At 63.3% G+C, this 12509-nt stretch carries 12 protein-coding genes, 1 pseudogene, 1 CRISPR repeat array and 1 other annotated feature; of the genes and pseudogenes, 5 read left to right on the forward strand and 8 right to left on the reverse strand.

Features of this window, described 5'->3' with window-relative positions; translation table 11 throughout:
* The first annotated feature begins 61 nt into the window (after positions 1 to 61).
* The 5 genes and pseudogenes from tnpA to F3H32_RS14075 all read left to right on the forward strand — a co-directional run.
* Entirely contained in the window at positions 62 to 454 is a 393-nt protein-coding gene (gene tnpA, locus F3H32_RS18180) for an IS66-like element accessory protein TnpA (RefSeq protein ID WP_149766379.1), read from the forward strand.
* Positions 451 to 801: an IS66 family insertion sequence element accessory protein TnpB gene (gene tnpB, locus F3H32_RS14060; protein ID WP_149766380.1), complete on the forward strand. Its 351-nt coding sequence runs from the start codon at positions 451 to 453 to the stop codon at positions 799 to 801. Before tnpA ends, tnpB begins: the two co-directional genes overlap by 4 nt.
* A 59-nt stretch (positions 802 to 860) precedes the next feature.
* On the forward strand, positions 861 to 2528 hold the full coding sequence (gene tnpC, locus F3H32_RS14065) for an IS66 family transposase (RefSeq protein ID WP_149766381.1): 1668 nt from the start codon (positions 861 to 863) through the stop codon (positions 2526 to 2528).
* Positions 2525 to 3127, forward strand: a complete 603-nt coding sequence (locus F3H32_RS14070) for a plasmid pRiA4b ORF-3 family protein (RefSeq protein WP_149766382.1) — start codon at positions 2525 to 2527, stop codon at positions 3125 to 3127. The genes tnpC and F3H32_RS14070 overlap by 4 nt, the downstream gene beginning before the upstream one ends.
* Positions 3128 to 3166: 39 nt before the next feature.
* Positions 3167 to 3607: pseudogene (locus F3H32_RS14075) on the forward strand (P-loop NTPase fold protein); the annotation flags it as partial.
* A gap of 452 nt (positions 3608 to 4059) precedes the next feature.
* Here F3H32_RS14075 and chrA read toward each other — a convergent pair.
* The 8 genes from chrA to F3H32_RS14115 all read right to left on the reverse strand — a co-directional run bounded on the left by chrA (position 4060) and on the right by F3H32_RS14115 (position 11694).
* Positions 4060 to 5424 (reverse strand): chromate efflux transporter, encoded by a 1365-nt coding sequence (chrA, locus tag F3H32_RS14080; RefSeq protein WP_149766413.1) that lies wholly within the window; start codon positions 5422 to 5424, stop codon positions 4060 to 4062.
* A complete protein-coding gene (locus tag F3H32_RS14085) occupies positions 5421 to 6266 on the reverse strand; it encodes a chromate resistance protein ChrB domain-containing protein (RefSeq protein WP_149766384.1) in 846 nt (281 codons plus the stop codon). Before F3H32_RS14085 ends, chrA begins: the two co-directional genes overlap by 4 nt.
* A 214-nt stretch (positions 6267 to 6480) precedes the next feature.
* Positions 6481 to 7188, reverse strand: coding sequence for an arsenical resistance protein ArsH (gene arsH, locus F3H32_RS14090; RefSeq protein WP_149766385.1), 708 nt, complete (start codon positions 7186 to 7188; stop codon positions 6481 to 6483).
* On the reverse strand, positions 7185 to 8258 hold the full coding sequence (gene arsB, locus F3H32_RS14095) for an ACR3 family arsenite efflux transporter (protein ID WP_149766386.1): 1074 nt from the start codon (positions 8256 to 8258) through the stop codon (positions 7185 to 7187). The genes arsH and arsB overlap by 4 nt, the downstream gene beginning before the upstream one ends.
* A 12-nt stretch (positions 8259 to 8270) precedes the next feature.
* Positions 8271 to 8729: an arsenate reductase (glutaredoxin) gene (gene arsC, locus F3H32_RS14100; RefSeq protein ID WP_149766387.1), complete on the reverse strand. Its 459-nt coding sequence runs from the start codon at positions 8727 to 8729 to the stop codon at positions 8271 to 8273.
* Positions 8722 to 9084 (reverse strand): ArsR/SmtB family transcription factor, encoded by a 363-nt coding sequence (locus F3H32_RS14105; protein ID WP_149766388.1) that lies wholly within the window; start codon positions 9082 to 9084, stop codon positions 8722 to 8724. Before F3H32_RS14105 ends, arsC begins: the two co-directional genes overlap by 8 nt.
* A 244-nt stretch (positions 9085 to 9328) precedes the next feature.
* The gene (locus tag F3H32_RS14110) at positions 9329 to 10192 is read right to left on the reverse strand and encodes a universal stress protein (protein ID WP_149766389.1); all 864 of its coding nucleotides are present in this window, start codon (positions 10190 to 10192) and stop codon (positions 9329 to 9331) included.
* An 11-nt stretch (positions 10193 to 10203) separates the two neighbouring features.
* Entirely contained in the window at positions 10204 to 11694 is a 1491-nt protein-coding gene (locus tag F3H32_RS14115; protein WP_149766390.1) for a SulP family inorganic anion transporter, read from the reverse strand.
* A 73-nt stretch (positions 11695 to 11767) separates the two neighbouring features.
* Positions 11768 to 11825: a sequence feature (sul1 is cis-regulatory element that is thought to sense ions involved in sulfur or methionine metabolism; They are found in Alphaproteobacteria), on the reverse strand.
* A 304-nt stretch (positions 11826 to 12129) separates the two neighbouring features.
* A CRISPR array of direct repeats spans positions 12130 to 12496; the repeat unit is 36 nt; unit sequence GTTGCCGCTGGACCGCGATTTCTGAATGGCTACACT.
* Positions 12497 to 12509 lie beyond the last annotated feature (13 nt).

Consider the following 12509-nt stretch of genomic DNA (forward strand, 5'->3'; position numbering starts at 1 on the left):
GTAAACATCCGCCGAGGGCCGTCTGTCTGCTGGGCAGTGAGATCGTTTATCGAGTGTCCTTATGGACGCACACGAAGACACTCCCCGCATTCAAGTTTTGTCGGTCTCTGATACCGGTCGCCGTCGCCGTTGGACGGATGATGAGAAGGTCCGGATCGTTGAGGAAAGCCATTGTGATGGCGTGACATTGGCGGAGGTCGCACGGCGCCATGACATTTCGCGATCACAGCTTTACGATTGGCGATACAGGCACAAGAATGGGCTGCTTGGGGCTGGCCCACGATTTTTGCGCGTTCTTCAGGTCGAAGACGGTTCTGGCCCTGATGATGTTCCAGCGCCGCCGGTGCCAGTATTGACGATTGACCTTGGCCCTCGGTGTCGCGTGACGATCCCCTCCGGCTTCGACATGGAGGCTGCTGCGCGTCTGCTCAATGGCCTGATGGTGCGGTCATGATCGCGTTTCCGGCGGGCACGAAGGTTTGGATCGCGGGTGGTGTGACGGATATGCGGCGCGGGATGAACACCTTGGCGCTGTCGGTGCAACAGGGCCTCGGGCGCGACCCGAATGCCGGTGAGATATTCTGCTTTCGAGGCCGCAAAGGTGATCTGGTGAAATTGCTCTGGCATGACGGGGTTGGCATGTCGCTGTATCTGAAACGGCTTGAGGCGGGCAAGTTCATCTGGCCTGTGAGCCAGGACGGGACGGCTGTGGCGATATCATCCGCCCAGCTCGGTTATCTTCTGGAAGGGATCGACTGGCGTAATCCGCGCTGGACGCAAAGGCCTAAGACGGCTGGATAATCTGCGGTGAAGCGCCTGTTTTTATTGGCCTTTCGTGGCGTTCATGGTAGACATCTGCCATGTCAGATGCCGCCTTGCAGATCGCTGAATTGCGCGCCGCACTTGCTGCGCAGACTGCCTCGGCTGAGGCTGCACAAGCCTGCGCACAGGCGGCGGAAGCCGAATTGGCACAGGCCCGCGCCCTGGCATCCTGCACGGAGGCAATGATCCAGGAGTTGAAGCTGGAGATCGCCAAGCTGCGGCGCGACAAATACGGCATCTCTTCCGAAGGTCGTGCGCGACTGATCGATCAGCTGGAATTGCAGCTTGAGGAATTGGACGCGACCGCCACCGAGGATGCGCTGGCGGCTGAACAGGCCGCCGCGACAGATAAGACCAGCACCGTGCGCGCTTTCACGCGGCGCAAGCCGGTGCGCAAACCCTTTCCCGACCATCTGCCGCGCGAGCGTGTGGTGGTCGAGGCACCGACCAGTTGCACCTGCTGTGGTTCTGACCGCATCATCAAAATGGGTGAGGATATCACCGAAACGCTGGAGGTCATTCCGCGCCAGTGGAAGGTGGTCCAAACGGTCCGCGAGAAGTTCACCTGTCGGGTTTGCGAGAAGATCAGCCAACCGCCAGCCCCGTTCCATGCCATTCCACGCGGTTGGGCCGGGCCCAGCCTGATCGCCATGATCGCCTTCGACAAGTATGGACAGCACCAACCGTTGAACCGGCAATCTGAGCGCATTGCACGAGAGGGGATTGATCTGAGCCTATCCACCTTGGCCGATCTGATCGGTCACGCCTGTGTGGCGTTGGCCCCCATTCATGCGCTGATTGAGCGCCATGTGCTGGACGGCGGCCGTCTGCATGGTGATGACACGACCGTGCCGCTTTTAGCGCGCGGGGGCACAAAGACCGCACGGTTATGGACCTATGTGCGCGATGACCGGCCATGGGATGGCGGCGCGCCACCTGCCGCTGTCTTCAAGTTCTCGACAGATCGTCGCAAGGAACATCCGACACGGCATCTGGCCGGATGGCATGGTGTGCTGCAGTCGGACGTCTATGGCGGCTACAATGACCTGTATCTGGCAGATCGCAGCCCGGGTCCGGTGCGTTCTGCGCTGTGCTGGAGCCATGCAAGGCGCAAGTTCTTTGAACTCGCTGACATCAAGGCCACCGCCCGCAAGGGTAAAAAGGTTGCAGAGGATATCTCGCCCATTGCATTGGATGCTGTGACGCGGATCGATGCGATCTTTGCCGTCGAGCGCGAAATCACTGGCTTGTCAGCAGCAGCGCGTCATGAAGTCCGGCAGCAACGGGTCGCACCGCTGGTCAATGATCTGCACGACTGGATGCGGGCCGAGCGGGCCCGGATGTCAAAGCACAACCCTGTCGCCAAGGCGATCAATTACATGCTCGACGGGACAGGTCGCTGGGAAGCCTTTACTGCATTCCTCGATAACGGCCGCCTCTGCCTGACGAACAATGCCGCCGAACGCGCTCTACGCGGTATCGCATTGGGCAGAAAGTCATGGCTTTTTGCAGGATCCGAACGTGGCGGTGACAGGGCTGCCTTCATGTATACCCTCATCGTCACGGCAAAGATGAACGACATCGATCCGCAGGCATGGATGGCCGATGTGCTCGCGCGCCTGCCGGATTTGCCTATATCGCGTGTGCATGAATTGCTCCCTTGGAATTGGAAGACAGCGACAGAATTGAAAAGGATTGCCGCATGACGCTGGTCGCGCGCCTCAAGGTCACATTATCTGACGTCGAACCTCAGGTGTTGCGGCGCTTCGATGTGCCACTGAAGATCAAACTCAACCGTCTGCACGATGTGATCCAGGCCGCCATGGGCTGGACCGACAGCCACCTTTATGAGTTCCGGGCCGGCGGTGTTGGCTGGGGCGTGCCCGATCCTGACGGCTATTACGATGGCCCGCTGCCTGCCAGCAAATCCAGTCTACTTGATGTGCTCGAGGATGTCGGCACCAAGACCATCCATTACATCTATGACTTTGGAGACAACTGGCACCATGTGATTAAGGTCGAGAAGATCGATGACGCCATCCCGGGTGCCGACTACCCGCGCCTCGTCAGGGCCATCGGTGCTTGTCCCCCTGAAGATGTGGGTGGCTTTCCCGGCTACGCCGACTTCCTCGAAGCCATGGCCGAACCCAAGCACGATGAGCACGACCGGATGTTGGAATGGTATGGGGCAAAGTTCGACCCTGAAGAGGCAGAGATCGGCCGTATCCTCGATAACTTCGAGCGCCTCGCCAAAAAGTGGGCACCAAAGCCGCGCAAACCAAGGGCCGCACCCAAACGCCTCTGATCAATATAGCACGGCTGCGGCCTTCGGCGGATGCTTACCTTCCGCGAGCGATTGCTTGCCACCGATATCTCGGACGACGAGAAGCGTGCGATCATCGGTTTGATGGACTTGAGCGGTCTTCCCAGCCTTCCCGAGCGTGCCGGTATCGTCGGGCCGATCCTGTTACGGACAAATTGCACGTTGCCTTCACTCACAGCTGATATCGTCAAGGCAGTTATCGTGAACGCAAAGCCAGTAAGCACGCAGATCCGGCTGCTAAATCTCCTGCACGAGAAGCTCGATAAGAACGAGGTTCGTGAGGTCTTGGGGCAGCTGCCAAACCCATATTCAAAGATCCAAACCGGATATGAACGTCCCGCGCTCAGCAGGACGAATGAAAATAGCGAACTTGTCAGGTGGTTGGATGAGCGCGACATGATCTCTTCGATAGGAAAATCGATTTGGTCGGACGATATCAGGGTTAACCTGTATCGGTCATAAGGTCATTACCCATGACCTTTCAAATGCTGCGAACCGCACCAATGGCAGTTCTGGTGAATGCTGCATGGCGGCAATCGCCCCTCGTGAAAGTCCGGTTTGGGCCGCACCTTGCCTGTCCGGGGGCAAATCGCCCGGCTCAGCCAAACCTGCCACTTGCTGTCCCGCAGCGAGTTGCTCGAGAGTCCATTGCTGCCGTTGGAGACTGATCCGGCGCAAGTGATCAGCCCTGGATGTTCCGTCCTCTGTTCCCCAGGTGTGGTCAACCCGCTGTACTCGCCACCGAGCTACAAGTCGGCGTCACGTTGCCCGTTACCATGCCGCCCGACCCTCCCCAGGTGATGCGAACCAGGGCAGGCACCACGATCAACTGACCGCGGGCGACCCGCATCCGCCCTGGCATCGCGGATATCCGGGTTTCTTCGGGGTTCGGGCAGCGGCCTCGCCATCCGCCGTCAGATCGCCCCGGCCAGATGCAGCCCGAGGCCAGCCAGCGCCGCACCACCAAGCACAAGGCCGATGCCGAGCTTCAGACGGAACACCGCGAGGATCGCCAGCGCCGAAAGGGCCATCGCCCAGCCATCCAGTGTTTCCAGCACCGGAATGCTGGTCGAGACCGGCCCCCAATTGAAAGGCTCGACCTCGCGCCAGACCACATGGATCGCGAACCATATCGCGAGATTGAGGATCACCCCCACGACCGCCGCCGTGACCGAAGCCAGCGCCGCCACGAGCGCCCGGTTTTCCCGCAATCCTTCCATGAACGGTGCCCCGAGCAGAATCCACGCGAAGCAGGGCGCGAAGGTCACCCATGTCGTCAGGATGCCCCCAAGCGTTGCCGCCAGCAGCGGCATGGCCCATCCGGCCTCGCGCATTGCACCCATGAAGCCGACGAACTGCAACACCTTGATCAGCGGTCCCGGCATGGTTTCGGCCATGCCGAGACCGTCGAGCATCTCACCCGGCTGCAACCAGCCATAGCCGCCGACCGCCTCCTGCGCGACCCAGGCCAGCACGGCATAGGCCCCGCCGAAGGTCAGCACCGCGAGTTTCGAGAAATACAGAGCGATGTCGGTGAAGACGCTGCCCGGCACCAGGGCGACCAGCAGCAGCACCGGCAACAGCCAGAGCGCGACCGCCACCCATCCCGCGCGGAAGGCGTTTCTGCGCGCCGAGGGCGGAAGATCAAGGTCTTCGCCAAGGATCGTGTCGGCGTCGCTGACATGTGCGCCATCTGTCGAGCCATGTCCGCCGCCGCCCCGGAAGGCCGCAATCCCGGCCTTTGCCCCGATCCAGCCGATGGTTGCCGCCAGCGCCACGATCAGCGGGAAGGGTGCATCGAACAGGAAGATGGCCAGGAAGGACGCGGCGGCCAGGCCGAGCATGACCTTGTTCTTCAGGGCACGTTTGCCGATGCGGAACACCGCTTGCAGCACGATTGCCAGCACCGCGGCCTTCAGCCCGAAGAACAGCGCGGTCACAACCGGCACATCGCCATAGACCGCGTAGACCCAGCTCAGCACCATCATGGCGATGAAGCCCGGCAGGATGAACAGCATCCCCGCGATCAGCGCGCCGCGCACGCCGTGCATCAGCCAGCCGATATAGGTCGCCATCTGCTGCGCCTCGGGGCCGGGCAGCAACATGCAGAAGTTCAGGGCATGGAGGAATCGCGCATCTCCGAGCCATTTCCGCTCCTCGACCAGTATTCGGTGCATCACCGCGATCTGGCCGGCCGGCCCGCCGAAACTCAGCGCGGCGATCCTGGCCCAGACCCCGGTGGCCTGACCCAGCGTTGGAAATCCAGCACGCCGTTTCATGTCGCGCCCCGGCCCGGACCCCTGGCGTTGGTGGGCCAGTTGTGGATCTCGTCCGTGGCATCGCGCGCCCAACGGTAGAAAGCGTCATAGAGCTGCAATCCGGCATCGAGTTGCTCCAGATCGTCGGAATACATCCGCGACAGGCCCAGGGACGCCGCAAGCAAACCTGCCGCTTCGGGGGCGAGGTCCAGGCGGGCGGTATCCGCCCCGCGCACGATCAACGCCAGCCGGTCGAGCGCCGGGATGCTCAGCCGGGTTTCCTTCAGCAGCGTGTCGAAGGTGCAGTCCTCGCCGCGATGGCTCCAGAACACGCCTTCGACATCGAAGGGCATGGCGCCGAACCGCTCGGTCACTGCGGGCACTTCGGCCGGGGCGACGAACAGAAACACCGCCCGTGGATCGATGAAGCGCCGGATCAGCCAGGGGCAGGCGATGCGATCGATCTTGGGCCGCGCCCGTGTCACCCACAGGCTGCGGCTCTGCGGATCATGGCCGGTGATCCTTGTGGTCGTGACGAGTGGCAGGCCGGCGGCAAGCCATGCCGCCATGCCTCCCTCCAGATATTCGGCTGCGACCCCTTCATGGCGCAACCAGGCGGCGACGCCCTGACTGCGCCCGTGTCCCTCGGCGCAAAGGACCACCACCGGACGGGCCAGGCTGCGGGCCAGTTCCGAAAGCGCCGCAGGAGCGATTTCATCCTCAGTCAGCCCTCGGGCGGAGGGGATGCGACGGGGTTCGGCGTCTCTCGCATCCGCCCGGCGCAGGTCGAGGACGACGGGGCATCGTGCGGTGCCGATCAGCTTGGCGAGCTTGTCGCAGGTTATGGCATCAGGCGCAGGCATCTGCGTTCCCTCCATTGAGTGAGTTGTCGGAATGGAACGCGAACTTCGGCTGGCGCCTCGTGGGGCATCGCAAGACCCCATGCCGGAAAATTCCGACGACGACGATGGAATGTCAAGACGGTTACCCGGTTCAGACCCGGTTCGATCGCCGTTTACGGCGCGATCCGGGTGCGTCTCGTGATCGCTCCCCGCCCGATATCGCGCCTCTCCAGCCTCATGTCGCAGCCTTGAGGTTTACCCGTTCCTCGAGCTTTGCCGCGGCTTCCTTGCGCTCGCTGTATCGGTCGGTCAGGAAGGCCGACAGGTCGCGGGTCAGCAGGGTGAAATTCACCAGTTCCTCCATCACATCCACGATGCGGTCGTAATAGCTCGACGGCCGCATGCGCCCCGCCTCGTCGAACTCCTGATACGCCCTGGCGACCGAGGACTGGTTGGGGATGGTCAACATCCGCATCCAGCGGCCCAGCACCCGCATCTGGTTCACCGCGTTGAAGCTCTGCGAGCCGCCCGAAACCTGCATCACCGCCAGCGTGCGGCCCTGCGTTGGCCGGATCGCGCCCATCGACAGCGGGATCCAGTCTATCTGCGCCTTCATCACCCCGGTCATCGCGCCGTGGCGTTCCGGGCTGGTCCAGACCTGGCCCTCGGACCACAGGCACAGGTCGCGCAGCTCCTGCACCTTGGGATGCGACGGGTCGGCATCCTCGGGCAAAGGCAGGCCGTTGGCGTGGAACACCCGCGTCTCGCAGCCGAAATGCCGCAGCAGGCGCTCGGCCTCCAAGGTGGCGAAGCGGCTGTAGGAGCGTTCGCGCAGCGAGCCGTAAAGCAGCAGGATGCGCGGCGGATGGGTTGCTCGCGGCAGGTCGGGGATCGCGGGCGCGCGCAGGCAGTCGGGCGACAGGTTCGGCAGGTCGGGGATCATGCGCGGGCCTCTTGCGGGGTTGCTTCGGGGAACCAGCGGCGGCCCAGCCACAGGGCGGCGTTGACCAGAAGGATCAGCACCGGCACCTCGACCAGCGGGCCGATGACGGCGGCGAAGGCCACGGGCGAGGTCAGGCCATAGGCAGCGATGGCAACGGCGATGGCCAGCTCGAAGTTGTTGCCGGCGGCGGTAAAGGCGATGGCGGTGCTGCGCGGATAGTCCCGGGCGATCAGGCGGCCCATGGCGAAGCTGACCAGGAACTGGATGGCGAAATACAGCACCAACGGCACGGCGATCCTGACGGTATCGAGCGGCAGGCGCACGACATCGCCACCCTTCAGGCTGAACATCGCGATGATGGTGAAAAGCAGCGCGGCCAGCGTGATCGGGCTGATCTTCGGCAGGAAGACGTCCCGATACCAGGCCTCGCCCTTGCGCGCGATCAGCACATGCCGGGTCAGGAAGCCGGCGGCGAAGGGGATGCCCAGGTAGATCAGCACCGCCTCGGTCACGGTCCGGAAGCCCACCTCGATCACGCTGCCCTCCAGCCCGAACAGGGGCGGCAGCACGGTCAGGAACAGCCAAGCATAGGTCGAGAAGAACAGGATCTGGAAGATCGCGTTGAAGGCCACCAGCCCGGCGACATATTGCCCGTCGCCGCGCGCCAGCTGGTCCCAGACCAGCACCATGGCGATGCAGCGCGCCAGGCCGATCAGGATCAGCCCGGTCATGTATTCGGGATGATCGCGCAGGAAGATCACCGCTAAGGCGAACATCAGCACCGGCCCGATCAGCCAGTTCTGCACCAGCGACAGCACCAGCACGCGCTTGTCGGCAAAGACCCGGGGCAGGTCCTCGTAGCGGACCTTCGCCAGCGGCGGATACATCATCAGAATGAGCCCGATGGCGATAGGGATGTTGGTCGAGCCCACCGCCATGGCGTGCAGCGCATCCGGCAGGCCGGTGAACATAGTGCCCAGCAGGATGCCGAACGCCATGGCCGCGAAGATCCACAAGGTCAGGTAGCGGTCGAGAAAGGAAAGCCGGCGGGCCGGGCTGTCGGGGGTCATCATCAGATCCTTTCAGGACGAGCGAATGCGGTTGCCCTGGGCATCCACGACTTGCTCGCCATCCTCCTTGCTGAAGGCGGCGCGCTGCGGCGGCAGCAGGTCCAGCACCTGCTCCGAGGGCCGGCAGAGCCGCACGCCCCTGGGGCTGACCACGATGGGCCGGTTGATCAGGATCGGATGCGCCAGCATCGCGTCGACCAGCGCGGCGTCAGGCAGTGCCGGGTCGTCCAGGCCAAGCTTGGCATAGGGCGTGCCTTTTTGGCGCAGCAGTTCATGCGGCGCGATGCCCATGCGGGTGATAAGCTGTTCCAGCATCGCGCGCGAGGGCGGCGTCTTGAGATATTCCACCACATGCGGCTCGATCCCGGCATTGCGGATCATGGCCAGCACGTTCCGCGAGGTTCCGCAGTCCGGGTTGTGGTAAATGACGACATCCGGCGGGTTGGTCGCGAAGGGCGAGGCTTCAGCCATGAAAGGCATCCTTGCCGGGTTCACAGGAGCAGGACAGCGCAGCCGCGACCGGCGCGCAGATTTCCGGGTGGCCGTCGCAGCAATCGCGCATGAGGAATGCGATCAACCCGGCCAATGTCGCAAAGATGGCGCTGTAGATGATGAAGCGCCCTTCGCGCCGGGACCGGATCAACCCAGCATGTTCGAGGTGGGTCAGGTGAAACGACAGTCGCGAGGTACTGACACCCCCCAGGGCCTCGCCGATGGCCCCGGCCGCCATGCCTTCCGGCCCGGCCTTGACCAGCAACCGGACGATGCGCAGCCGGGTTTCCTGCGACAGGGCCGCGAAGCCGACAAGGGCGCGTTGCTCTTCCATCGAATCAACAACTAAAGATTTATTGATTTATAGCGCAATGAGACAGATCAACGCAAGTTGAATGGCGGGGTGATATCCGTGCCGCTCCGGAACGGCCCCGCATGACGAGACGCAGACCCAAGTTTGCATCCCCGTGCAGAGTCGGTGTGCCGGCTTCTATAGGAGGGGCATCGTAAAACGGCCGTCCGAATGCGGGGGGCCGCATTGCCGACCGGCTCCCCCTTTTTCCGCGGCGGCAGCGACGTCAGCGCATCAAGACGACAGGCACCTTGCAGGATCGGATCATGGCGGTGGTGGTTGATCCGATGATCAGGCTGCGGATGCGCGAATGGCCATAGGCCCCCATGACCAGCATGTCGAAGGGCGCCTCATCCACCAGCTTGCCAAGCGCGGTTTCCGGCTGCCCGGGCAGGATCGCGGTCTGGGCCATGATCCTGGCGGCTTGCAGGGACGCCTTGACAGTCGCCAACCCGTTTAGCGCCTCGGGCGTGGTGCTGCCGACTGTGACCACATGGATGTCCAGCCCCTGGAACAGCGGGCTGCGGGCGATGTGATCCACGGCCTTCACCGCCGAAGCCCCGCCGTCATAGGCGACCAGCACCCTGGAGATCGGCCTGAACGCGCGCGAGGCGACGAAGACCGGCCTGTGGCTGGCGCGCAGGACGCGTTCGAGGTTCGATCCCAGATGCCCTTTGGCGAAATCCGCCGCCTCGCCGCGCTTGCCAATCATGATCACGCGGGCATCGGCCTCGACCTCGGCCAGAGCCTCGATCAGGTCGCCGTGGCGCAGGCGGGTGGTGACCTCGGCCACGCCCGCCTTGTCGAGAATGGCGCGGGCATCCTCCAGAATGGCGCGGCCGCGATGGCCGGCCAGTTTCGCCCGTCTTGCGTCGAGTTCGGCCAGCTCCTCCAGCAAGGCGGTGCGGGCGCCAAGCGCGATGGCGCCGGACAGATCCTGCTTTTCCGGCGCCTCGCGGCGGCCCAGCACATGGATCAACTCGACCGGCGCGCCGGTGTGGCCCGACAGCCAGGCGGCGTGGTCGCAGACGCTGGCCGAATAGGCCGAACCATCGACAAGCGCGACGATCTTCTGCGGTTGTTCGCTCATGCTTTCCTCCCTCAATGCGCTATCAGCCTGTCCATCGCGCCGGGCTTGTCATGGATGGCAAGCCTGTCGACGATGGTTTCCGATGCCTCGTTCATGCCGACGATCTCGACCTCGGCCCCGTCGCGGCGGAACTTCAGCACCGCCATATCCAGCGCCTGCACCGAGGAAATGTCCCAGATATGGGCGCGGCTGACGTCGATGATCACCTTCTCGACCGCCTCGTTGAAGTCGAAGGCTTCCATGAAATCCTCGACCGAGCCATAGAATAGCTGCCCCTCGATCACATAGCTGCGCAGCCGGCCATCGGGGGTGATATGGGTCGTAACCTTGAACAGTTGCGCGATCTTGGCGGCGAAGAAGATGCCCGAGAGCAGAACGCCGACCAGCACCCCGATGGCGAGGTTATGGGTCCAGACCACCGAGGCCACGGTCGCCAGCATCACCACCGAGGAAGACCGCGGATGGGTGCGCAGGTTCTTCAGCGACGACCAGGAAAAGGTGCCGATGCTGACCATGATCATGATCGCCACCAGCGCGGGCATCGGGATCCGCGCCACCCATTCGCCCAGAAAGACCACCAGGACCAGCAGCACGAAACCGGCGGTAAAGGTCGAAAGCCGCCCGCGTCCGCCGGATTTCACGTTGATCATGCTCTGCCCGATCATCGCGCAGCCGGCCATGCCGCCGATGAAGCCGGTGGCGGTATTGGCGATGCCCTGGCCGATGCATTCCTGGTTGCGGTCGGATTTCGTGTCGGTCAGCTCATCGACCAGGTTCTGCGTCATCAGGCTTTCCAAGAGGCCCACCACGGCGATGGCCAGCGAATAGGGCAGGACGATCAGCAGCGTTTCCAGCGTCAGCGGGATCTGCGGGAGCATGAAGACCGGCAGCGTGTCGGGCAGCGCCCCCATGTCGCCCACCGTGCGCACATCCCAGCCGAAGGCCATCGAAAGCGCCGTCAGCAGGACGATGGCGACCAGCGGCGAGGGGACGGCCCGGGTCAGCAGCGGAAACAGGTAGATGATGGCCAGCCCGGCGGCGACCAGAACATAGGTCAGCCAGGTGACCCTGCTGGGGTCCAGTTCCGGCAATTGCGCCAGGAAGATCAGGATCGCCAGCGCGTTGACAAAGCCGGTCATCACCGATTTCGACACATAGCGCATGACGAAACCCAGGCGCAGCAGCCCGGCGCCGATCTGGATCAGCCCGGCCAGCACGGTGGCGGCCAGCAGGTATTGCAGCCCGTGGTCGCGCACCAGCGTGACCATCAGCACCGCCGTCGCAGCCGTGGCAGCCGAGATCATGCCCGGCCGCCCGCCGGTAAAGGCGATCAGCACCGCGATGGAAAAGCTGGCGTAAAGCCCCACCTTGGGGTCGACGCCGGCTATGATGGAAAAGGCGATGGCTTCGGGGATCAGCGCCAGCGCCACGACCAGCCCGGCCAGCAGGTCGCCGCGGATATTGCCGAACCATTGGGTCCGGTAGGCATCAAGTGAAATCATGTCATCCGTTCCTGACCGATCAGGGCCCGGAATGGGGCCGCATGTCGAGTTTCGATCTTGGGGTGTAGGTTCGGGTTGTCCGGCGGATCGGCGGCCGGAAGAGCCAGCCGGGAATTGCACCCGGCTCCATGCGTTTCGGGTTGTTATGCGCAAACATCGCGCATTTGCAACCCGGAACAGCAAACTAGGGCGGGGGCCGGGGATCCTGCCGGCATTTCAGCCCTGTCTCCGCCGTGCTGCTATGGTGAAGGGCGGCAACGCTGTCACTTGATCAATTGCTGTTAAGCGATGCTCGCGCACTCGATATCATCCCTTGTGTGCCGCCGAAGCAGGGCTGCGTCAGGCGGTGCATGAAGCGCGCGCCGAGCGGTGGCGGCAGGAGAAATGCGAACGCCTTGGCCGCTTCGTCGGTCAGTGAGGGAATGCCGCCGGAAAGTTGCCGCTGGACCGCGATTTCTGAATGGCTACACTGTGTCGCCCCGGCTGATGGGTGCCTAGATAGTTGCCGCTGGACCGCGATTTCTGAATGGCTACACTGGCATGCCTGGCCTATTCAACCCGCCTCGTGGTTGCCGCTGGACCGCGATTTCTGAATGGCTACACTGCATGCGGAGGACTGACCATGACCCACGACGTTGCCGCTGGACCGCGATTTCTGAATGGCTACACTCGAGGCCGCCTACATCCCTGCGCCGGCCTTGTTGCCGCTGGACCGCGATTTCTGAATGGCTACACTTGCGACCTTGTGCGACAGGCGCTTTTGACGGTTGCCGCTGGACCGCGATTTCTGAATGGCTACACTTCATCCTGCTGTA

The organism is Paracoccus thiocyanatus (assembly GCF_900156255.1).
Classification (GTDB): Bacteria; Pseudomonadota; Alphaproteobacteria; order Rhodobacterales; family Rhodobacteraceae; genus Paracoccus; species Paracoccus thiocyanatus.